Genomic DNA, 21,893 nt, shown 5'->3' with positions numbered 1-21,893 from the left:
GCGGAACGGGACTATTGCGAAATATGTCTAGACTCTCACGGTCCCCACAGAGTGAAAAAACAATGACAACCTCCACAGCTGTCTACACCGGTGAAGAACGCAGCAAAAGAATCTTTGCGATTGTCGGCGCCTCGTCCGGCAATCTGGTCGAGTGGTTCGACTTCTACGTCTACGCCTTCTGTGCGATCTACTTTGCCCCGGCCTTTTTTCCGTCCGATAACCCCACGGTGCAGTTGGTCAACACCGCGGGCGTGTTTGCCGCCGGGTTTCTGATGCGCCCCATCGGCGGCTGGATTTTCGGTCGGCTGGCGGACAAGCACGGGCGCAAGAATTCGATGCTGATCTCGATTCTGATGATGTGCTTCGGCTCGCTGCTCATCGCTTGCCTGCCGACCTACAACAGTATCGGTGTCTGGGCGCCGATCCTGTTGCTGTTCGCGCGCTTGCTGCAGGGCTTGTCGGTGGGCGGCGAATACGGCACCACCGCGACTTACATGAGCGAAGTCGCCCTCAAGGGCCAGCGCGGGTTCTTCGCGTCGTTCCAGTACGTGACGCTGATTGGCGGACAGTTGCTGGCGGTGTCGCTGGTGGTGATCCTGCAGCAGTTCCTCAATGAGGATGAGTTGCGTGCCTACGGCTGGCGGATTCCGTTCGTGGTCGGTGCAGTGGCTGCGTTGATTTCATTGTTCCTGCGTCGTGCGCTCAAGGAAACCAGCAGTAAGGAAATGCGCGAAAGCAAGGATGCCGGCAGCATTGGTGCGCTATTCCGCGATCACAAGGCAGCCTTCATCACCGTGCTGGGTTACACCGCCGGCGGTTCGCTGATTTTCTACACCTTCACCACGTACATGCAGAAGTACCTGGTGAACACCGCTGGCATGCACGCCAAGACCGCCAGCTACATCATGACCGGTGCACTGTTCCTTTATATGTGCATGCAGCCGCTGTTCGGCATGCTCGCCGACAAGATTGGCCGGCGCAATTCGATGCTCTGGTTCGGCGCCCTCGGGACGTTGTTCACCGTACCGATCCTGTTGAGCCTGAAAAGTGTCAGCAGTCCGTTCCTGGCGTTTGTGCTGATTACCGTGGCGCTGGCGATCGTCAGTTTCTACACCTCGATCAGCGGTCTGGTGAAAGCCGAAATGTTCCCGCCAGAAGTGCGCGCCTTGGGTGTAGGCCTGGCGTATGCGGTGGCCAACGCGATCTTCGGCGGCTCGGCGGAATATGTAGCCCTGAGCCTTAAAGCCGCAGGCATGGAAAACTCGTTCTACTGGTACGTGACGGTGATGATGGCGGTGGCGTTCCTGTTCAGCCTGCGTCTGCCGAAACAGCCGAAGTATCTGGAAAACGACCTTTGATCTTTCCGCGGGGACCGTACTGGCCCTCGCCTGCAAGGACTGTTTATGAATCAGCGACCGGGCAATCAATTGTTCGATGCCTACTTCACCGCACGCGACATGCGTGAGGTGTTCTGCGATCAGGGCCGGGTTCAGGCCATGCTGGATTTCGAAGCCGCACTGGCCCGGGCCGAAGCGCGGGTTGGCCTGATTCCGCAAGCGGCTGTCGTGTCTATCGAAGCGGCCTGCCGGGCTGAGCATTATGACTTCGCCGCCCTCGGCGAGGCGATTGCCACGGCGGGCAATTCGGCGATCCCTTTGGTCAAGGCGCTGGGCAAGCAGATCGCCAAAAGCGATGCCGAAGCCGAGCGCTACGTGCATCTGGGCGCGACCAGCCAGGACGTGATGGACACGGGCCTGGTGTTGCAATTGCGCCGCGCGCTGCAACTGATCGAAGCTGATCTGGCGCAGCTGGGGGAAACCCTTGCGACCCAGGCCAAGCGATACGTCGCCACGCCGCTGGCTGGGCGCACCTGGTTGCAACACGCGACACCGGTCACCCTTGGCATGAAGATCGCCGGTTGGCTGGGCGCGGTAACCCGCAGCCGCCAGCGTCTGCTGGAACTCAAGCCGCGCCTGCTGGTGCTGCAATTCGGTGGCGCCTCCGGCACCCTCGCAGCCCTTGGCGATCAGGCGATGCCGATTGCCGAAGTCTTGGCCGCGGAACTGCAACTGACCTTGCCGGAACAACCCTGGCACACCCAGCGCGATCGTCTGGTGGAGTTCGGCGCGGTGCTTGGCTTGATCGCCGGCAGCCTCGGCAAACTCGGTCGCGACATCAGCCTGTTGATGCAGACCGAAGCTGGCGAAGTGTTCGAACCGTCGGCACCGGGCAAGGGCGGTTCCTCGACCATGCCGCACAAACGCAACCCGGTGGGCGCGGCGGTGCTGATCGGTGCGGCGACGCGGGTGCCGGGTTTGCTTTCGACTTTGTTCAGCGCGATGCCCCAGGAACACGAGCGCAGCCTGGGCCTGTGGCATGCCGAATGGGAAACCCTGCCGGAGATCTGCTGCTTGGTGTCGGGCAGCCTGCAGCAAGCGCTGTTGGTGGCCGACGGACTGGAAGTGGACGCGATGCGCATGACCCGCAACCTCGACCTGACCCAGGGCCTGGTGCTCGCCGAAGCCGTGAGCATCGTCCTGGCGCAACGGGTCGGTCGCGACACCGCGCATCATCTGCTGGAGCAATGCTGCAAGCGTGCTGTGGCCGAGCAGCGTCATCTGCGCGCGGTACTCGGCGATGAGCCGCAAGTGACCGCCGAGTTGTCGGACGCTGAACTCGATCATCTGCTGGACCCCGCCCATTACCTCGGTCAGGCCCATACCTGGGTCGAGCGAGCGGTGGCTGAACATTTTGCGTTGACTGCCTGAAGGAGACTGCTGTGGCATTCGTACAACTCGCCGATGGCGAACTGCACTACCAAATTCAAGGGCCGCAACTCGATGGACCGGTGGATGCGCCGGTACTGGTGCTGTCCAACTCACTGGGCACCGACCTGCACATGTGGGACGCGCAGATCCCGGCGTTCACCGAGCATTTTCGGGTGCTGCGTTTTGACACCCGTGGTCACGGCAAGTCATTGGTGACGCCAGGGCCGTACAGCATCGAGCAACTGGGCCGCGACGTGCTGGCGCTGCTGGATGCGTTGCACATCGAGCGCGTGCATTTCTGCGGTCTGTCCATGGGCGGGTTGATCGGCCAATGGCTGGGGATCAATGCCGGTCAGCGTTTGAACAAACTGATCGTGTGCAATACCGCGGCGAAAATCGGCGATCCATCAGTGTGGAACCCACGGATTGAAACCGTTCTGCGTGACGGCGCGGCGGCAATGGTGGCATTGCGTGATGCGTCGATTGCACGCTGGTTCACCCCGGATTTTTCCGCTGCCAATCCGGCAGCGGCGAAGCAGATCACCGACATGCTCGCGGCTACCTCGCCTGAAGGTTACGCGGCCAATTGCGCGGCGGTGCGCGATGCCGATTTCCGTGATCAGTTGTCCTCGATCAAGGCGCCGCTGCTGGTGATCGCCGGCACCGAAGATGTGGTCACACCGCCGTCTGGCGGGCATTTCATTCAGGAACATGTGCGGGGCGCCGAGTACGCCGAGTTCTACGCCGCGCACCTGTCCAATGTCCAGGCCGGCGCTGCGTTCAGCGAGCGGGTGCTGGCGTTTCTTTCAGGTCATTGAGGAATTTTTTGTGGACGAGAAACAACGTTACGACGAGGGCATGAAAGTCCGTCGCGCAGTGCTCGGTGACGCCCACGTCGACCGCAGCCTGAACGCGCTGACCGAGTTCAACTCGGAGTTCCAGGAGATGATCACCCGCCATGCCTGGGGCGACATCTGGACCCGTCCGGGCCTGCCGCGCCACACCCGCAGCCTGATCACCATCGCCATGCTGATCGGCATGAACCGCAACGAAGAACTTAAACTGCACCTGCGCGCCGCCGCCAACAATGGCGTAACCCGTGGCGAGATCAAGGAAGTGATCATGCAGAGCGCGATCTATTGCGGAATTCCGGCGGCCAACGCGACGTTCCACCGGTGTGATCTGTAGGAGCGAGGCTTGCCCGCGAAGGCGTTTTAGAGTCTTACAGCAGGCTGATCGGATAGCTGACGATCAACCGGTTCTCATCGAACTCGTTGTTGTTGAAGTCACGGCGGATGGTGGAGTTGCGCCATTTGACGTTGAGGTCTTTGAGTGCGCCGCTTTGTACGGTGTAACCCAGTTCGCTTTCGCGGCCCCACTCCTTGCCGTCGCTGGTGGTGGCGGTGTGGACGTTGTCGCCGCTGATGTAGCGGTTCATCAGGGTCAGGCCCGGCACGCCCAGAGCGGCGAAGTTGTAGTCGTGGCGCACTTGCCAGGATTTTTCCCTGGCGTTGTCATAGCTGGAGTTGTAGCTGTCGTTGGCCAGGGTGCCGCCGCTGGTTCCGTTGACTCGCATCCAGGCGTTGTCGCCGGTGAGTTTTTGCAGGCCGACGTAAAAGGTGTTGCCACCGTATTTGGCCGAGAACAGACCCGACCAGGTCTTGTTGTCCAGCTCGCCCGCCCGGGCGCTGCCGTCATCCTTGCCGTAGAAGAACCCGAGATTGGCGCCCAGCGTCCAGTCGCCCAGCGGTTGGGTGTGGATCAGGTTGACGTATTGCTGGCTGTAGATGTCTTTGAGTTCAGCATTCCACAGGCCGATCTGAGTACGCTTGTCGTTGAAGACGTATTCACCGCCCTGGAAGTTGAAGCGGTCTGAGGTGAACGCCGCTTTGCCGGTCATCGACATGTCATTCATGCTGCTGTCGTCGCGCGGGCTGTTGGCGCGGAACTGGCCGCCGTAGAGCGTCAGGCCGTTGATTTCCTTCGAGGTGATCTGGCCGCCACGGAAGGTTTGCGGCAGCGAGCGACCGTCGTCCGAGCGCAGGATCGGCAGCACCGGCATCCATTCGCCGACCTTCACTTCGGTCTGGGACAGCTTCGCCTTGAACGCCACGTTGGCGCGACCGAAGTTGTCCGCCGGGCGGCCATCGTGATCCAGCGGCAGCAATTGCGTCCCGCCGGTGCCTTTACCGCCGTCGAGCTTGACCGAATACAACCCCAGAACGTCCATGCCGAACCCGACGGTGCCCTGGGTGAACCCGGATTTGGCGTCGAGGATAAAGCTTTGCGTCCACTCTTCAGCCTTGCCCTGGCTCTTGGTCGGATTGGTGAAGTTACGGTTGATGTAGAAGTTACGCAGGTTCAGGTTGACCTTGGCACCTTCGACAAAGCCTGCTTCCTCGGCCAAGGCGGGCAGGGCCGCGCCGGCCAGTGCGATGGCGATCAGACTGGGGAACAAATACTGCGTGGTGGAGGAAGTCATGGACTCGGGTCTCTCTAATTGTCAGGGATAAGGCAGTACACAGCCGCAACCAAGGGGTCGCAGACAAAAAATCGAATTCGGATAAGGGGGCGGGCGAGATCAGCCGGAGCGCAGAGGGCGCGTAGTCATGGTGTCGGACCTTGTTGTTATTGATTTTTGCAGGTGCGGACAATGGTGCGAGGGATGGGCGGGGGGATTCAATTGGGGGGGATGGGGTTTTGGGCGATTAACGAACACTAATCGACGTCAGCGTGGGCGCGGACGGTATGAGGCATTCCTAATAAAATCCCATAGTTATTCGGGTTGATAAGGGGCGTCCGCAGGTGTGCTCTATTAATGGCGCCTTGTTGTTTTTTTGATGTTAGATGGAAGTGTTTATTGCTTTAGTTGTAAGACGTTTCCTACAGTGTTGGCTGTCATTAAAGGTAGATCAATAGTCGCCGGTTAAACTTAAGAATTGGTGTTGTCGGTTATCGTAAAAAGATTTAAAGAGAGCCATGGGCTTGGCTGGAAAAGAAAAGAGGCCTTGCTATATTCAAATTCCTCAGGCGGGCAAAAGAAACTCTCTTGCTTCGTCAGGGGATGTTTTTCGTCATGCCGAAATAACAAGGAGAAGTACCATGGGTAATAAAGTCAATCAGGAACGTTTGGCCTCGGTTCTGGGACGGGCCATGCTGGACGAAAAATTTGCCAACGCCTTACACAGTGATCCGGCAGGGGCGGCTAAAAATATTGGCGTGCACTTAAGTACTGACGAGATCGCGGCGGTTAAAGGTATTGATGCTGCAAAACTGACGGCAGCTTCCTCCAGCATTCGGAGCAACCTGGGGATACGCGCGGTATTCGATACACAGAACCAGCAGCAACAAGCGCGCATGGATTAACGGTGGGTGATGCCATTTGGCGTGCCACGAAAGGTGGGCTTTTACGGTGGTACGCCGAATGGCCTTATCAGACTCATGACCTGAAGCATTCGGGCACGGAGTGAATGACGCATGTCTGTCACCTTGGCTCCAATGAATGACGCGGACTTTGCTACGTTCGCTGACAGAGCGCTTGCTGAATATGGCGACGGGATGGTCGCCGCCGGCGAGTGGGGCCAGGAGGAGGCGTCGCAAAGGGCACGAAGCGTCTTCGAGCAATTGTTGCCGCAAGGGCGATTGACTGAAAAGAATCAACTCTGGGTAATCCAGGATCAAGCGCGGCGCATCGGTGAATTATGGGTTGCCGAACGACACGCTGGCGCCGGTCGGATCGCCTTCATTCTGGATATTTACATTGACCCCGGCGAGCGCCGCCAGGGTTATGCAAAACAATCGCTGCTGGCCCTGGAATCATGGGCGAGCCAGGCGGGATGCAAGGAAGTGCGGTTGCATGTCTTTGGTCGCAACGATGCGGCGCGTCGTCTTTATGAACAACTGGGTTATGGCATTGCCAGTCTGACAATGGCGAAGCCGTTGCCGCCAACCTAAGGGAAGGTTGAGAAATGGACATCGGTAACAGTGGTCAACGTGAGCTCTCGGTCGAGGATTTATTTCAGGGCACGACCTTCCTTGCGGATTCGGAGCCTTCGCGATTTGAAGTCTTGCTGGAGCGTGTCAGTCGAAATCGATACACCAGCTTTGTTGCGCTGTACACCGAACTTTTTCAGTTGTTTCCCAACGCGCCACATCTGGCAGAGTTTTTTGAACAGGCATTTAATCTTATCGTCCCTCCGACCCGTGAACAGCGCTTGATTATTAATGATCCGGTGTTTCAAGTGTGGAATGTACTGACCGCTCATTATGCCAATCTGGTCATCACGAAAAAGACCGAGGACAGGAGTGAGCTGGAAAAAATGCTGTGCGAATTTCCTGAGATGTTAGTGCGTGTCAAAGCATCCGACAGTTCCCGCGTGAATCATTATTGCCCCCCTGTGCATCGGTTTGATGTCGATCCGCTGGTAGCGATAGTGATGCCGCCCAGTTATGAGTTTCCGGAGGATGAAGCCGTCCGCAAACAGTTGGAGCGTAGCGGTTACTCCGTACGGTTTTTTTGCGACGTGGTGAATATTGCCCTGTTGCGCATAGAGCACACATGGCCCGCCTGCCGTGAGCAAATCAAAAAACTGGTCAAGTCGATTTTCTATTTACCCGATGGTTCATTTCGAAGCTGTTCGGCGTCCCGTTTCACCGGAATCATCCTGTTGTCGAGCCGGGATGATTCGATACTCGATCTGGAAGAGTCCCTGGTGCATGAGGCCACCCATCAGTTGCTCTATCACATTGTCGAGGCGTGCCCGGTCGTTAAGGAAGAGACCTCGCGGGAGCCTTTGTACACCTTGCCGTGGTCGGGACAGAAGCGTGACTTTTATGGCTACTTCCACGCGTTTTACGTGTACATCGCGTTGGTCAAATACCTGGGGCGGGTTCGTTCGCGTTCGACCGATGAGCTGCAACGGGCGCAAAACCGTCTTCTGTACATTCTGCGAGGCTTGATCAAGGCATTGCCGGACTTTGAGGCCAGCACTGAATTCACCCCACAAGGACGTCAACTTCTGGAAAACCTCGCCAAAGAGGTCAGAGCGCAGGAAAACCAATATGCCGGGCTGTTGGCGATATCGGGGACTGATACTGAGCAACAACGCTTGCTGGGTCTGACCGCCTGAAGCCGGGGAGGCTCACATGGGGATGTTTGATGCCTCGTCCTATCCCGAGGCCGGAGTAGGGCTGGAATACCATTTGCCACGGCGCAGGGCACAGGATGACCGGTCGGAGGATGGACTTGACCCGACGGTCGAGCGAATTCTCGCTGAGGGTTTGCCGCATTTCGATTACGTCGAGTTTCAGCCGACCCACTGCATCCTGCAGCCTCGTTTACTTGACGTCAGCGCTCGAGTACCGAGCCTGCTGCACTCGTCCAGTTTGTCCCTGGGCAGCGTGGGCATCGCGATGGATCGCGAATTTCTGAACATGACGCGGAGACTGTGCGACAAAACCCGCTCGCCGTGGCTGGCCGAGCATATTTCCTGGTCGCGTTTCCACGGTGGCGACACGCAGCATTTCATTTTGCCGACCCTGGCCCAAGAGGTGGCTGACACGGTGGTGGCCAATGCCATCGAATTGCGCGAGCTCACGGCCACACTGCTGGTGCTGGAAAACGCACCGCGGTTGTTTTCATTGCCGGGCGCACAAGAGCAGTCCGAAGGCGAGTTCATTTCCAGTGTGGTGGAGCGCAGCGGCTCGGGATTTTTGCTGGATCTCGACAGCGCGATCACGACCGCCAGAACCCAGGGTTACGACCTGAACGACTATTTGCGTTCGTTGCCGCTGGACCGGTTGATTGAAATTCACACCAGCCATCCACGGCGGGATTGGGACATTTTGCGTGAGCTGTTCAGATCATCCCCGGTGAAAGCGATCACCCTGGAGTGGGATATTTCGCGCAAAACCGATGACGCGGAACTGTTGACCTTGATCAAGGCCATCAAGTCCTTGAGGCCCAAGGCCCTGTTCTGGCAGGAGCTTGATCAACAGGGTGATCAACAGACGCCGTCGGAGGACGCGCAGACCCTGCTGAAACTCAGGGAAAGCACCTGGCTCAGCGTTGGCTCGGCGTCGTTTTTTATCCGAGACCGGCAGCAGGACTTGAGCCTGGAGTTTGGCGTGACGTTGCTGCCGTTACTGCGCCATTTCCTGAGCCCGCAAACGCTGGAAAGTGCCTTGTTGCTGCCGGGTGTTTTGCAAAGCCCTGCACAGGACGACAACCTGGCGTTTCTGAGAACACTGGTCAGCCATGGTGTTTTGCTGCCTGTGGCGAATCAATCGGGTTCGGTCACCTGTAACGAAGGTAAGCATCCGCTCAACCTTTGGAACCGTTGGGATGCAGCGCTGGAGTTTTACCTGAGTACCCGGACCGGCTCGCACACGCCCTACATCAGCGTCGCCGAGCTGGAAACGGAGCTGGAGCAAAAGGCCTCGGCGCAACCTCAGCCGTCGGCGTTCAAGGACTACTGGTCCCATCCGTTCATCGCCCTGGAAAACCCGCTGTTGCCTGCCTGTGCGATTGCTCAGCCGACGCTGCTGGACTCGCTGTGCAATCGCCGTACGTCGCGAACCTTCAGTGATCAGCCGTTGAGTTCGGAACAACTGTCTTTGTTGCTCTACTACACCTGGGGCGCGACCGTCGTGCAGCACAACCGCATGGGTGACTATTTCCTGAAGAAAACCTCGCCGGCCGGCGGTTCGCTGCAGGGCACCGAGGTGTATGCGGTGCTGATGAACGTGCAGGGTTTCGAGCGGGGGCTTTACCACTATTCGGTACGCCGTCATGGGCTTGAGCTGCTTTCCCTGGAAGATCCGCGAGCCTGGATCAGCGAGGCTTGTGGTGGGCAGGCGTGGATCAAGGATGCGGCAGCGGTGTTCGTTTCCACGGCGCGGGTCGAGCGAATGGCCTGGAAATACGAATTCAGCCGCGCACTGCGGGTGGCGCTGATGGATGCCGGGCATCTGAGTCAGACCTTTTCCCTGCTGGCCACCGCGCTGGGCCTGGGCAGTTTCACGACCGCAGCGTTACGCGACGAAATGTTCGAAAACCGCTTGGGGCTCGATTATCTGGAAGAGCCGGTGTTTCTGGTCAATGGAGTCGGAGGGTGAAGCGAACAGGCTGGTTTTTTTCACGACCAACAAAAAGCCCACCAAACGGTGGGCTTCGTGTTTACGGCGCTATCAGAACAACTTCATCTTCGGCGCTTCTTCTTTCAACGGCTCGTTCTTTGCCGTCTGTTCATTCCAGCCACCGCCCAACGCCTTGTACAGGTTGACCGCGCTGGTCAGCTGCGCCAGGCGGTCGGTGATCAGCGCCTGTTGGGCACTGAACAGCTGGCGCTGGGCGTCGAGGAAGGTCAGGTTGCTGTCGACCCCGATGCGATAACGACGCTCGGCCAGACGGTAGTAGTCCTGGTTGGCGCTGACGAAATCACGCTGAGCCTGCAACTGCTCGGTGTAGGTCTGGCGTGCGGCCAGGCCATCGGCGACTTCCTGGAAGGCCGTTTGAATGGACTTCTCGTAGTTCGCCACGCTGATGTCTTTCTGGATCTTGGAGTAATCCAGGCTGGCACGCAGGCTGCCGGCGTTGAAGATCGGCAGGTTGATTTGCGGCTGGAACAACCAGGTGCCCGAACCACCCTTGAACAGACCGGACAGGTCCGGGCTCAGGGAGCCGGCATTGGCGGTCAGGCTGATGCTCGGGAAGAATGCAGCCCGCGCCGCGCCGATGTTGGCGTTGGCGGCCTTGAGGTTGTATTCGGCCTGGAGGATATCCGGGCGACGTTGCAGCAAGTCCGACGGCAGGCCGGCCGGCACGTCGCTCAGCAGGTCGTCCGACAGTGGCTTGGCTGCTTGCAGATTGGCCGGGATGCCGGTGCCGAGCAGCAACACCAGGCTGTTTTCATCTTGGGCGACCTGACGGGTGTATTTGGCCTGTTGCGCACGGGCGTTTTCCACCGAGGTACGTGACTGGGCCAGATCCAGCGCCGAGGCTACGCCCACTTCGTTGCTGCGCGAGGTGAGCTTGTAGCTCTCCTCGAAGGCACCGAGGGTTTCCTGGGTCAGTTTCAGCAGTTCCTTGTCGGCCTGCCAGGTCAGATAGGCATTGGCCACGCTGGCCACCAGACTGATCTGCGTGCTGCGCCGTGCTTCTTCAGTGGCGAAGTACTTCTGCAGGGCCTCTTCGCTCAGGCTGCGCACCCGACCGAACAGGTCGAGTTCATAGGCGCTGATGCCGACGGTGGCCGAGTAGGAACTGCTGATGTTCGCTTCGCCGGTTTGCGAGGCCCGTGCCGGAACCCGCTGACGACTGCCGCTGCCGGTGGCCGAAACCGCCGGGAACAGGTCGGCGCGCTGGATGCGGTATTGAGCCGCATAAGCGTCGATGTTCAGCGCCGCGACGCGCAGGTCACGGTTGTTCTCCAGCGCGGTCTGAATCACCTGTTGCAGCGCCGGGTCGTGGAAAAACTGCTTCCAGCCCTGTTCGGCGGCGGCCTGGTTGGGCGCCTGGGCCGGCGAATACGCCGGGCCTTGCGGGTATTGGCCCGCCACCGGTGCTTCAGGCCGCTGATAATCGGGTATCAGCGAGCAGCCACTCAGCACGAAAGCGGTGACTGCCAGGGAGAGTAGCGACTTGCTCATTAGCCAGCCTCTTGAGGAGTTTCAATGGCGTCATCCTGGTCGGCGACTTTGCGCTGGCCCATGGACGACACGGTGACGAAGAACAACGGAACCCAGAAGATCGCCAGGATCGTGGCCGTGAGCATACCGCCAATCACCCCGGTACCGATCGCATGTTGGCTACCCGAACCTGCGCCCGTGGAAATGGCCAGCGGTACCACGCCGAGCACGAATGCGAGCGAGGTCATGATGATCGGTCGCAGACGCATCCGGCAGGCTTCGATCGCTGCATCGCGCAGGCTACGCCCTTGCTCATGCAGTTCCTTGGCGAACTCGACGATCAGAATGGCGTTTTTCGCCGCCAGACCGATGGTGGTCAACAGCCCCACCTGGAAGTACACGTCGTTGGACAGGCCGCGCAGGCTGGTCGCCATCAGCGCACCGATGATCCCCAGCGGTACGACCAGCATGACCGCGATCGGGATCGACCAGCTTTCATACAACGCCGCCAGACACAGGAACACCATCAACAGCGACAAGGCGTACAGCGCTGGTGCTTGCGAGCCGGACAGACGTTCCTCGTACGACAGACCGGTCCAGGAAATACCGACACCGGCCGGCAGTTTCTTGGCCAGGGCTTCGACTTCGGCCATGGCCTCACCGGTGGAATAGCCGGGCGCCGGGGCACCGAGGATTTCTATCGCTTCCACGCCGTTGTAACGGGCCAGTTTCGGTGAACCGTAGATCCATTCACCCCTGGCGAACGCCGAGAACGGAACCATGGTGCCGGCGCTGTTGCGCACGTACCACTTCTTCAGGTCTTCAGGACTCATGCGAGCGCCGGGCAGGCCTTGCACGTAAACCTTCTTCACACGACCGCGGTCGATGAAGTCGTTCACATAGCTACTGCCCAGGGCAATCGACAGGGTGTTGTTGATGTCGGTGAGGGTCACGCCCAGGGCGCTGGCCTTCTCATCGTCGATTTCCAGCTGGTACTGCGGCTCGTCATTCAGGCCGTTCGGACGGACTTGCGACAGGACCTTGCTTTGCGCCGCCATGCCGAGGAACTGGTTACGGGCTTCCATCAGCTTGTTGTGACCGATGCCGGCACGGTCCTGAAGGAATACGTCGAAACCGGTGGCGTTACCCAGTTCCAGTACCGCTGGTGGCGCAAAGGCAAACACCATGGCGTCGCGGAAGGTAAAGAAGTGCTGTTGGGCACGGGCCGCCAGTTTGAACACGCTGTTGTCGGCGTTACGTTCGTCCCACGGTTTGAGCATGATGAACGCCATGCCCGAACTCTGGCCACGGCCGGCGAAGTTGAAGCCGGTCACGGTAAACACCGAGGCCACTGCATCGCCTTCGCCGCCATCCTTGCTCGGACGCAGCAGGAACTCGCGCATTTCATCCACGACCACTTGCGTGCGCTGGGAGCTGGAACCGGCCGGGGTTTGCACCTGGGCAAACAGTACGCCCTGGTCTTCTTCCGGCAGGAACGCCGTTGGAATGCGGGTGAACAGCCAGATCATGCCGACCACGATAATCAGGTACGCCAGCAGGTACGGAGCCTTGTAAGCGAGCATGTTGCCGACGCCGTGCTCGTAGCTTTTGACGCCACGGTCGAAGTTGCGGTTGAACCAGCCGAAGAAGCCGCGTTTCGGCGTGCCGTGCTCGCCTTTCGGAATCGCCTTGAGCATGGTGGCGCAAAGCGCCGGGGTGAAGATCAATGCAACCAGCACCGACAAGGCCATGGCCGAAACGATGGTGATCGAGAACTGCTTGTAGATCACACCGGTGGAGCCACTGAAGAACGCCATCGGCAGCAGTACCGCGGACAGCACCAGAGCAATACCGACCAGCGCACCCTGGATCTGCCCCATGGATTTCTTGGTGGCCTCCTTGGGTGACAGGCCTTCTTCGCTCATGACCCGTTCGACGTTTTCCACCACGACGATGGCATCGTCCACCAGCAAGCCGATGGCCAGCACCATGCCGAACATGGTCAGGGTGTTGATGCTGAAGCCGAATGCCGCGAGGATCCCGAATGTACCCAGCAATACCACCGGCACGGTCATCGTGGTGATGACGGTGGCGCGGAAGTTCTGCAGGAACAGGAACATCACCAGGAACACCAGCACGATCGCTTCGACCAGGGTTTCAACCACACCCTTGATCGACTCGGTCACCACCGGGGTGGTGTCGTACGGGAACACCACTTCCATCCCTTGCGGGAAGAACGGTTTCAGGTCATCGATGGTTTTGCGCAGGGCCTTGGCGGTATCGAGGGCGTTGGCACCGTTGGCCAGTTTTACTGCCAGACCGGAAGCCGGGCTGCCGTTGAACTGGGCGCTGACGCTGTAGTTCTCGCCACCCAGGCCTACTTCGGCGACGTCTTTGAGGCGAACCTGCGAGCCGTCCTTGTTGACCTTGAGCAGGATTTCCTTGAACTGCTCGGCGGTCTGCAGGCGGGTCTTGCCGATGATCGTAGCGTTCAGTTGCTGGCCGGGCAGGGCGGGCAAGCCGCCGAGTTGACCGGACGATATCTGGACGTTCTGCGCCGCGATGGCGGTTTTCACGTCCACCGGGGTCAGGTTGAAGTTGTTCAACTTGGCCGGGTCGAGCCAGATCCGCATCGCGTACTGGGCACCGAAGACCTGGAAGTCACCGACACCGGCGGTCCGCGAGATCGGGTCCTGCATGTTCGACACGATGTAGTTGGACAGGTCGTCCTTGGTCATGCTGCCGTCACGCGACACCACACCGATGACCATCAGGAAGTTTTTCACCGACTTGGTCACGCGGATACCCTGCTGCTGCACTTCTTGCGGCAGCAGCGGGGTGGCCAGGTTCAGTTTGTTCTGGACCTGAACCTGCGCGGTATCGGAGCTGGTGCCCTGCTCGAAGGTCGCGGTGATGGTCATGCTGCCGTCGGAGTTACTTTCCGACGAGACATAACGCAGGTTGTCGATACCGTTGAGCTGTTGCTCGATCACCTGCACCACGGTGTCCTGCACGGTTTGTGCAGACGCGCCAGGGTAAGTCACGGAGATCGCAATGGCCGGAGGCGCAATGCTCGGGTATTGGTTGATCGGCAGCTTGAGGATCGATAAAGCCCCGACCAGCATGATCACCAGGGCAATTACCCAGGCGAAAATCGGACGGTCGATAAAAAATTTCGACATGGTTTACTCCCCTTTGCCGCCGACAGCGACTTTGGCTGCCTGTGCGGGGACCGGGCTCTTGGCGTTGACGTTGGTGGCTTCAGTGGCCTTGACTTCAACACCAGGTCTGACGAATTGCAGCCCTTCAGTGATCAGGCGATCGCCTGCCTTCAGGCCGTCTTCAATCAACCATTGGTTGCCGACAGTACGGCTGGCCTTGAGCTGACGCAGTTCGACCTTGTTGTCCGGACCCACGACCAGCGCGGTCGGGGTGCCTTTGAGGTCGCGGGTCACGCCTTGTTGCGGCGCCAGAATCGCCGCGCTGTTCACGCCGGATTGCAACTGAGCGTGAACGAACATGCCCGGCAGCAGGGTGTGATCAGGGTTCGGGAACACCGCGCGCAGAGTCACGGAACCAGTGGTCTGGTCTACCGAGACTTCAGAGAACTCGAGCTTGCCGTCCACGGCGTACTGGCTGCCGTCTTCCAGTGTCAGCTTGACCGCGGCGGCATTGTCGCCCGCCTTTTGCAGACGACCGCTTTCCAGTTCGCGGCGCAGCTCAAGCAGCTCCACCGAGGACTGGGTCACGTCGACATAGATCGGGTCCAGTTGCTGGATGACCGCCATGGCGTCGCTCTGGCCACTGCTGACCAGCGCGCCTTCCGTCACCGACGAACGGCCGATTCGACCGGAGATCGGTGCGTAGACCTTGGTGTAGCGCACGTTGATCTGGGCGGTCTGCAGGGAGGCTTCCGATTGCAGGCGGTTGGCCAGTGCCGTGTCGTATTCCTGACGGCTGACAGCCTGTTCGTCGACCAGTTGCTTGTAGCGATCGGAGATCGACTTGGTCGAACGCAGGTTGGCTTCGGCGCTTTTCAGGGTCGCGTCATAGACCGACGGGTCGATCTGATACAGCTGCTGTCCGGCCTTGACGTCGCCGCCTTCCTTGAACAGTCGTTTGAGAATGATGCCGTTGACCTGTGGGCGAACTTCGGCAATGCGGAACGCACTGGTGCGCCCCGGAAGTTCGGACGTCAGGGTGAAGGCTTGTGGTTGCAGGGTTACGACGCCGACCTGAGGGGTGGGTGCGGCAGGTGCCGCCTCTTCCTTTTTACATCCACTGAGCAGCGATGCCAGGGCGAGGGCAGTAACCAGAGCGGTAACAGCTGGCTTGAATTGCATGAAGATCCTCGGGTCAGGCGCGCAAGTTGCGCACAAGAAAGGTGGAAGGTTAAAAAATTTTACCGGGTGGATAAGTAGCTTGCTAAGGAATATACTTACATTCATGCTTGTTTGTAAATACCTTGGCGGCGTACCCACACCGTTACAAAAGCCGTCCAAAGATTTGAATTGTAGGCCTGAGACGAAGCCCGAAAGCGCTCGCCTCACTTCTATTCAGCGGATGCTCAGACATCGCTGAGGCACCCTGATTGAGGTTTTACTGCCATGGTCCGTCGCACCAAAGAGGAAGCTCAAGAAACCCGAAGCCAGATACTCGAAGCGGCAGAAAAAGCCTTTTTCGAGCGGGGCGTGGCACGCACGACGCTGGCGGATATCGCTACCCTGGCCGGGGTGACTCGCGGGGCTATCTACTGGCATTTCAGTAACAAGGCGGATCTGCTGCAGGCGATGCTCGATACCCTGCACGAGCCGCTGAATGAAATGGCCAAGGCCAGTGAAAGCCAAGACGAACTCGACCCGCTGGGCTGCATGCGCAAACTGCTGATTCATTTGTTTCATCAAGTTGCCATGGACCCGAAAACCCGACGCATCAACGAGATTCTGTTTCATAAGTGCGAATTCACCGATGAAATGTGCGACCTGCGCCAGCAGCGCCGAACGGTCAGCCTCGATTGCAATGTGCGAATCGCGCTGGCCCTGAGTAATGCGGTGAATCGCGGGCAGTTACCGGAAAACCTCGACGCTGCCCGCGCGGCCATCAGCTTGCATGCCTACATCGATGGCATCCTGTATCAGTGGCTGTTGGCTCCCGACAGTTTTCAACTGCACATCGAAGCCGAGCGTTGGGTCGACACAGGTTTGGATATGCTGCGCTTGAGTCCCAGCCTGCGCAATTGAAACAAAATGCGTAATTGGATCCGTTTTTGTCAAGGCATGACGCGGGGAATGTCCCTGCTTCGCGCGCTTTTTTGCAATGGGATGCTTTTATATACGTACGTTCGCCAGGTTGATAGGTAGCGAGCTACGTATTTTGTAGGGATTTTGTGTCGAGTATGTGAATGAGTGTGAACGCCCCGGCTACAAGGGCGCCGAATAGCCGACCAAAGGCATCGCATTTGCCTCAGTGACCTTTGATCTTCCTTACGCAAAAGCCCCGGCTCTTTCGAGTCGGGGCTTTTGCATTTCAACGGTCGAGGCTTACAGCGTCGGATAGTCGATATAACCGACCGGGCCCTTGCCGTAGAACAGTTCAGGACGCGGCTCGTTCAGCGGTGCATCGGCCTTCAAGCGCGCTGGCAGGTCCGGGTTGGCGATGAACGGCACACCAAACGCCACCGCGTCGGCCTTGCCGCTGGCCAGCCACTCGTTGGCGCTGTCCTTGGTGAAGCGTTCGTTGGCGATGTACGGGCCGCCGAAGGCTTCTTTCAATTGCGGGCCGAGGCTGTCGGCGCCTTCTTTTTCGCGCGAGCAGATGAACGCGATGCCGCGTTTTCCCAGTTCGCGAGCGACGTAGGTGAAGGTCTCGGACAGGTTGTCGTCGCCCATGTCATGGGAGTCGGCGCGCGGTGCCAGGTGCATGCCGACGCGGCCAGCGCCCCAGACTTCGATCACGGCGTCAGTCACTTCCAGCAACAGGCGCGCACGGTTTTCCAGGGAGCCACCGTAGTTGTCGGTGCGCTGGTTGGTGCTGCTTTGCAGGAACTGGTCGAGCAGGTAACCGTTGGCACCGTGGATTTCCACGCCGTCGAAACCGGCGGCCTTGGCATTCTCGGCCCCCACGCGGTAAGCGTCGACGATGTCGGCGATTTCAGCGGTTTCCAGGGCGCGCGGAGTTGGGTAGTCGGCCAATGGACGAACCAGGCTGACATGGCCTTTAGGCTGGATGGCACTCGGTGCGACCGGTGCTTCGCCGTTCAGGTACGAAGGGTGGGAAACCCGACCCACGTGCCACAGTTGCAGGAAGATTTTGCCGCCCGCGCCGTGGATCGCTTTGGTCACGTTGCTCCAGCCGCGCACCTGGTCGTTGGACCAGATGCCGGGAGTGTCCGGGTATCCGACGCCCATCGGCGTAACCGACGTGGCTTCGCTGAGGATCAGGCCGGCAGAGGCGCGCTGCACGTAATACTCGGCCATCAGCGCGTTCGGCACACGGCCTTCGTCGGCGCGGCAGCGGGTCAACGGTGCCATGATGATGCGGTTGGCCAACTCGAGGTCGCCCAGTTTGATCGGATCGAAAATTGTCGTCATTTAATAGCTCTCTTTTAGCGATTAATGGGTAGCGGGGGCCAGCTCGGCATCGCCGCTCTGACGGAAAGTAATCAGGGTCACCAGCAGGGCGAGCACCGCCAGTGCGGCTGCCGCGAGTGGCACGCGGGTCAGGCCGAAGCCGTGGGCGATGACGCTGCCGCCGACCCAGGCACCGAGTGCGTTGCCGACGTTGAAGGCGCCGATGTTCAGGGTCGACACCAGGTTCGGTGCAGCCTTGCCGAAGGTCACCACGTTGACTTGCAGTGCCGGCACGGCGGCAAAGCACGCGGTGGCCCAGAGGAACAGGGTGATTTCGGTCGGGATCAGGGCCACGCTGGTCCAGGTCAGCACGGTGGAGACCACCGCCATGGTGATGAACACGCCGATCAGCGTCGCCGCCATGCCTTTGTCAGCCAGCTTGCCGCCGATGATGTTGCCGACTGTCAGGCCCAGGCCGATGAGCACCAGGGTCCAGGTCACGCCACGCGGGGAAACACCAGTGACTTCGCCCAACAGCGGCGCGACATAGGTGAACAAGGTGAAGACCGACGCGGCGAACAAGGCGGTCATGCTCAGGGATAACCAGATACCGGCCCCCTTGAGGGCGCGCAGTTCGGCGCGCATGTCGAGTTTCTCTTCATCGCGCTTGGCCGGCAGAAAGCGGATCAAACCGATCAGCGCAATCACACCAATCACGGTCACTGCCCAGAAGGTCGAACGCCAGCCGGCTTCCTGGCCGAGCGCGGTGCCCAGCGGTACGCCGAGGACGTTGGCCAGGGTCAGGCCGGTGAACATCAGGGCCACGGCCGACGCACGTTTGTTGGCCGGCACCAGGCCTGCCGCCACCACCGAACCGATGCCGAAGAACGCGCCATGGCACAAGGCGGTGACCACACGGGCAAACATCAGGACGTTGTAGTCACTGGCCAGGGCGCAGAGCAGGTTGCCGATGATGAAAATCCCCATCAACGCTACCAATGCGGCCTTGCGCGGCAGCCTGGCGGTGGCCAGTGCCATGAACGGCGCGCCGATGGCCACGCCCAGGGCGTAACCGGTCACCAGCCAGCCGGCGCCGGGGATCGACACGCCGAGGTCCGCCGCCACATCGGGCAGCAAGCCCATGATGACGAACTCGGTGGTGCCGATGGCGAAGGCGCTCAAGGCCAGAATGAGTAGCGAGAGGGGCATGGTTGATTCCTTATCGGCGTACTGACGTAAAGGGTCAGAGCTCTTTGCTGAAGGTGCGGAGGAATTCCTGGATGGTTTCCTCGTTGCGTTTGAAAAAATGCCACTGGCCGACTTTGCGGCTGCTGATCAGGCCGGCGCGTTGCAGGGTCGCCAGGTGTGCGGACACCGTGGACTGCGACAAACCGCAACGTTGATCGATCTGCCCGGCGCAGACGCCGTGCTCGTTGCTGTGGGTCTGGTCGGGAAATTCGACGGCCGGGTCTTTGAGCCAGTGCAGGATTTCTCGCCGTACCGGGTGTGCCAGGGCTTTTATTATTTCGTCGAGGTCGAGGTTCATGGCTTGGGGCTCGTGATGAGTAAAACGTTATATCGCGATGGGGCGAACTTTAAATCGGTATTTCGCGATATACCAATATGATTTCGGTCTGATGACTGCGTAAATCGGTATATCGGGTTATAACGATATTGGTGAGGCAGTGCTAAGCTGCGCCCATGAACTATCTCGCACATCTGCACCTCGGTGGCCAACGCCCCGGTCAAATGCTCGGCAGTCTGTATGGCGACTTCGTCAAGGGACGGCTGCAGGGGCAGTTCGATCCGGAGATCGAAGCGGCCATCCAGTTGCATCGCAGCATCGATGTCTTCACCGACCGTCATCCGTTGGTGGATGTCTCGTTGTCACGGTTTTCCATCACGCGCAGGCGTTACGCCGGGATCGTGCTCGATGTGTTTTTCGACCATTGCCTGGCGCGGGACTGGGCGCTGTACGCCGACCGTCCGCTTACGCAGTTCACCTCGGATGTTTACCGGGTGCTGCTGGCCGAGCCGCAGTTGCCGGAGCGCCTGGCGAAGATTGCGCCGCACATGGTGGCCAATGACTGGTTGGGGGCTTATCAGGAATTCGAAGTGCTGGAGCAGGTACTGCGGGGGATTTCACGCAGGCTGACGCGGCCCGAGGAGCTGGCCGCAGCGATGCAAGAGTTGCGGTGGTTGTATGAACCGTTGAGCGAGGATTTTCGGTTGTTCTATCCGCAGCTTCAGGATTTTGTGCAGAGTCAGCCGGCGACATAAAACCACTGTGGGAGAGAGCAAGCCCGCTCCCACAGAAAAGTGTGTTTAAGCGGCGATGGCGGGGCGAATCGGGACTTGCCGGGGTTCCGGAATCGCCCCAAACAACGCCTTCTGCACCGCCTGTTGCGCTTCGAACGCCAGTGCCGCACGCTCGCGACCTTCGCAAGCGATCGGCTTGAGCAGGTGAATCTCCACCTCACCCCGATCATTGGCGAACAAGCGCATCAGGTGTGACAGCAAATCATCATCGCCAATGAACGGTGCCAGGGTATCCAGCTCGCCGTTGCGCAGATAACGAATCGCCACCGGTTGCAGCGCCACTTCGGAATCGATCGCCGCTGACAGCAAACGACCATGAAACGTGCGCAGCGAACGCCCATCGGTGGTGGTGCCTTCCGGGAACATCAGCAGCGGGTGTTCCTGTTCCAGATGGCGAGTCATCTGTTTGCGGATCAACTGACTGTCGCCTGAACCACGGCGAATGAACAGGCTGCCAGCCTTGGCCGCCAACCAGCCCGCCACCGGCCAGGTGCGCACTTCAGCCTTGGACAGGAACGACAGCGGCGTGAGCATGCCCAGCAGCGGAATGTCGGTCCAGGACACATGGTTGCTGACCCAGAGCATCGGCGCCTTCGGCAATTGACCATGGACGGTGACATGAAAGGGCAGGGCATTGCTCAGCCGCGCCATGAAAAACCGCGACCAGCGCTGGCGACGGACCATCGAATGGGCAATCCCCAGTCGTTCGAACGCGCCGAACACACTGGCCATGGTCAAGCCCAGCGCCACCACCATCAGCACTCGCGCAATTCGCGCGTACACCCGCAAGCGGCTCATTACACAGCCGCCTTGAAGTGCTTGGCGTAACGCGGGCAGAGCTCGTCGCGCTTGAGCAGGATGAACACGTCGGCCACCTGGAAGTCTTCGTCCCAGCACGGCTCGCCGCAGATTTTTGCGCCCAGGCGCATGTAGGCCTTGAGCAGCGGCGGCATTTCGGCGATGACGTTCGATGGAATGTCCAGCGTCGGCAATGGCTTCTTCGGCTCGGCCCGCAGGTGTTCGGTGCACAGGTAACGTTCGCGCAGGCGTTGCATGATCGCGTGGGCCTGGATGCCGCCGTCCTGCATCGGAATGCTCGCGCAACCCATCAGATAGCTGTAGCCGCCCTGGTTCAGCACTTCGGCCAGTTCACCCCAGAGCACGGCGATGGTGCCGCCGTTGCGGTAGGCCGGGTCGACGCAGGTGCGACCGATTTCCAGGATCGGGCCTTTCAGATGAACCAGGCCATGCAGGCTGAATTCTTCTTCGCTGTAGAACTTTCCCAGGCTGCTGGCGGCCGTGTGGTCGAGCAAACGAGTGGTCGCCACCAGGCGCCCGGTGTTCAAGTCACGTACGCCGATGTGGGCGCAGTGAACATCATAGTCATCCATGTCCAGACCCAATTCCGCGCCTTTCAGCCTGGCGTTGAATTCGCCGCTGAACACGTTGAAGCGCAAGGCCTGGGCTTCCTGCAGTGCCTCGGCGCCCACCAGGCGTTCGGCTTGCAGGCGGCGTTCATTGCCGGTGTCGCTGATGCGGGCGATCTGAGTCATTGCGAATCTCCGTACGGGCTGGCCACCCGTCTTGGGTTGCAGCCGATCGACTTTCT

At 59.6% G+C, this 21,893-nt stretch carries 19 protein-coding genes; 10 read left to right on the top strand and 9 right to left on the bottom strand.

What is annotated here, in order from left to right:
- Window positions 1-62: 62 nt before the first annotated feature.
- The 4 genes from AC1DIS_RS06850 to pcaC are packed head-to-tail and all read left to right on the top strand — an operon-like array spanning window position 63 to window position 3,956.
- On the top strand, window positions 63-1,358 hold the full coding sequence (locus tag AC1DIS_RS06850; protein WP_064619884.1) for an MFS family transporter: 1,296 nt from the start codon (window positions 63-65) through the stop codon (window positions 1,356-1,358).
- 45 nt (window positions 1,359-1,403) lie between these two features.
- A complete protein-coding gene (locus AC1DIS_RS06845; protein WP_064619881.1) occupies window positions 1,404-2,768 on the top strand; it encodes a 3-carboxy-cis,cis-muconate cycloisomerase in 1,365 nt (454 codons plus the stop codon).
- Window positions 2,769-2,779: 11 nt separating this feature from the next.
- Window positions 2,780-3,586 (top strand): 3-oxoadipate enol-lactonase, encoded by an 807-nt coding sequence (pcaD, locus tag AC1DIS_RS06840; protein WP_477745478.1) that lies wholly within the window; start codon window positions 2,780-2,782, stop codon window positions 3,584-3,586.
- Between the two features lie 10 nt (window positions 3,587-3,596).
- On the top strand, window positions 3,597-3,956 hold the full coding sequence (gene pcaC / locus AC1DIS_RS06835; protein ID WP_477780799.1) for a 4-carboxymuconolactone decarboxylase: 360 nt from the start codon (window positions 3,597-3,599) through the stop codon (window positions 3,954-3,956).
- 34 nt (window positions 3,957-3,990) lie between these two features.
- Here the strand turns inward: pcaC and AC1DIS_RS06830 are convergent, their stop codons facing one another.
- Window positions 3,991-5,250, bottom strand: a complete 1,260-nt coding sequence (locus AC1DIS_RS06830) for an OprD family porin (protein ID WP_477743367.1) — start codon at window positions 5,248-5,250, stop codon at window positions 3,991-3,993.
- 620 nt (window positions 5,251-5,870) lie between these two features.
- Between AC1DIS_RS06830 and AC1DIS_RS06825 the strand changes: the two genes are divergently transcribed.
- The 4 genes from AC1DIS_RS06825 (at window position 5,871) to AC1DIS_RS06810 (ending at window position 9,884) form a co-directional block, all read left to right on the top strand.
- Window positions 5,871-6,134, top strand: a complete 264-nt coding sequence (locus AC1DIS_RS06825; RefSeq protein ID WP_477743368.1) for an Os1348 family RiPP precursor — start codon at window positions 5,871-5,873, stop codon at window positions 6,132-6,134.
- Between the two features lie 111 nt (window positions 6,135-6,245).
- A complete protein-coding gene (locus AC1DIS_RS06820; RefSeq protein WP_026286480.1) occupies window positions 6,246-6,722 on the top strand; it encodes a GNAT family N-acetyltransferase in 477 nt (158 codons plus the stop codon).
- 14 nt (window positions 6,723-6,736) lie between these two features.
- Complete coding sequence (locus AC1DIS_RS06815) at window positions 6,737-7,897, top strand: aKG-HExxH-type peptide beta-hydroxylase (RefSeq protein WP_018926865.1); 1,161 nt, start codon at window positions 6,737-6,739, stop codon at window positions 7,895-7,897.
- 16 nt (window positions 7,898-7,913) lie between these two features.
- Entirely contained in the window at window positions 7,914-9,884 is a 1,971-nt protein-coding gene (locus AC1DIS_RS06810) for a multinuclear nonheme iron-dependent oxidase (RefSeq protein WP_477743369.1), read from the top strand.
- Between the two features lie 72 nt (window positions 9,885-9,956).
- Here the strand turns inward: AC1DIS_RS06810 and emhC are convergent, their stop codons facing one another.
- From emhC to AC1DIS_RS06795, 3 genes are read right to left on the bottom strand one after another with little or no spacing between them, the layout of a single operon-like run.
- Complete coding sequence (gene emhC / locus AC1DIS_RS06805; protein ID WP_019580905.1) at window positions 9,957-11,417, bottom strand: efflux RND transporter outer membrane subunit EmhC; 1,461 nt, start codon at window positions 11,415-11,417, stop codon at window positions 9,957-9,959.
- Window positions 11,417-14,578, bottom strand: coding sequence for an efflux RND transporter permease subunit EmhB (emhB, locus tag AC1DIS_RS06800; RefSeq protein ID WP_477748759.1), 3,162 nt, complete (start codon window positions 14,576-14,578; stop codon window positions 11,417-11,419). The genes emhC and emhB overlap by 1 nt, the downstream gene beginning before the upstream one ends.
- Before the next feature lie 3 nt (window positions 14,579-14,581).
- Window positions 14,582-15,739 carry an efflux RND transporter periplasmic adaptor subunit gene (locus tag AC1DIS_RS06795; protein ID WP_018926861.1) on the bottom strand — a complete coding sequence of 386 codons (1,158 nt, stop codon included), beginning with the start codon at window positions 15,737-15,739 and terminating at the stop codon, window positions 14,582-14,584.
- Window positions 15,740-16,003: 264 nt separating this feature from the next.
- Here AC1DIS_RS06795 and emhR point away from each other — a divergent pair, with 264 nt between their 5' ends.
- The gene (gene emhR, locus AC1DIS_RS06790) at window positions 16,004-16,636 is read left to right on the top strand and encodes an efflux system transcriptional repressor EmhR (RefSeq protein ID WP_064619872.1); all 633 of its coding nucleotides are present in this window, start codon (window positions 16,004-16,006) and stop codon (window positions 16,634-16,636) included.
- Between the two features lie 300 nt (window positions 16,637-16,936).
- Here emhR and AC1DIS_RS06785 read toward each other — a convergent pair whose 3' ends face one another.
- The 3 genes from AC1DIS_RS06785 to AC1DIS_RS06775 are packed head-to-tail and all read right to left on the bottom strand — an operon-like array spanning window position 16,937 to window position 19,511.
- Complete coding sequence (locus tag AC1DIS_RS06785; protein WP_018926859.1) at window positions 16,937-17,986, bottom strand: alkene reductase; 1,050 nt, start codon at window positions 17,984-17,986, stop codon at window positions 16,937-16,939.
- Window positions 17,987-18,007: 21 nt separating this feature from the next.
- On the bottom strand, window positions 18,008-19,174 hold the full coding sequence (locus AC1DIS_RS06780; protein WP_018926858.1) for an MFS transporter: 1,167 nt from the start codon (window positions 19,172-19,174) through the stop codon (window positions 18,008-18,010).
- Between the two features lie 34 nt (window positions 19,175-19,208).
- On the bottom strand, window positions 19,209-19,511 hold the full coding sequence (locus AC1DIS_RS06775) for an ArsR/SmtB family transcription factor (RefSeq protein WP_018926857.1): 303 nt from the start codon (window positions 19,509-19,511) through the stop codon (window positions 19,209-19,211).
- A gap of 155 nt (window positions 19,512-19,666) precedes the next feature.
- Between AC1DIS_RS06775 and AC1DIS_RS06770 the strand changes: the two genes are divergently transcribed.
- Complete coding sequence (locus AC1DIS_RS06770; protein ID WP_477743371.1) at window positions 19,667-20,245, top strand: acyl carrier protein phosphodiesterase; 579 nt, start codon at window positions 19,667-19,669, stop codon at window positions 20,243-20,245.
- A gap of 45 nt (window positions 20,246-20,290) precedes the next feature.
- Here AC1DIS_RS06770 and AC1DIS_RS06765 read toward each other — a convergent pair whose 3' ends face one another.
- Both AC1DIS_RS06765 and olsB read right to left on the bottom strand, forming a co-directional pair.
- The gene (locus tag AC1DIS_RS06765) at window positions 20,291-21,082 is read right to left on the bottom strand and encodes a lysophospholipid acyltransferase family protein (protein WP_086944803.1); all 792 of its coding nucleotides are present in this window, start codon (window positions 21,080-21,082) and stop codon (window positions 20,291-20,293) included.
- Entirely contained in the window at window positions 21,082-21,837 is a 756-nt protein-coding gene (olsB, locus tag AC1DIS_RS06760; RefSeq protein ID WP_019580897.1) for an L-ornithine N(alpha)-acyltransferase, read from the bottom strand. Before olsB ends, AC1DIS_RS06765 begins: the two co-directional genes overlap by 1 nt.
- Window positions 21,838-21,893 lie beyond the last annotated feature (56 nt).

The sequence above is a fragment of the Pseudomonas sp. 05N433 genome, from assembly GCF_056396925.1.
Note: the sequence above shows the minus strand (reverse complement) of the source record. Positions and strands in the feature narration are given on the sequence as shown.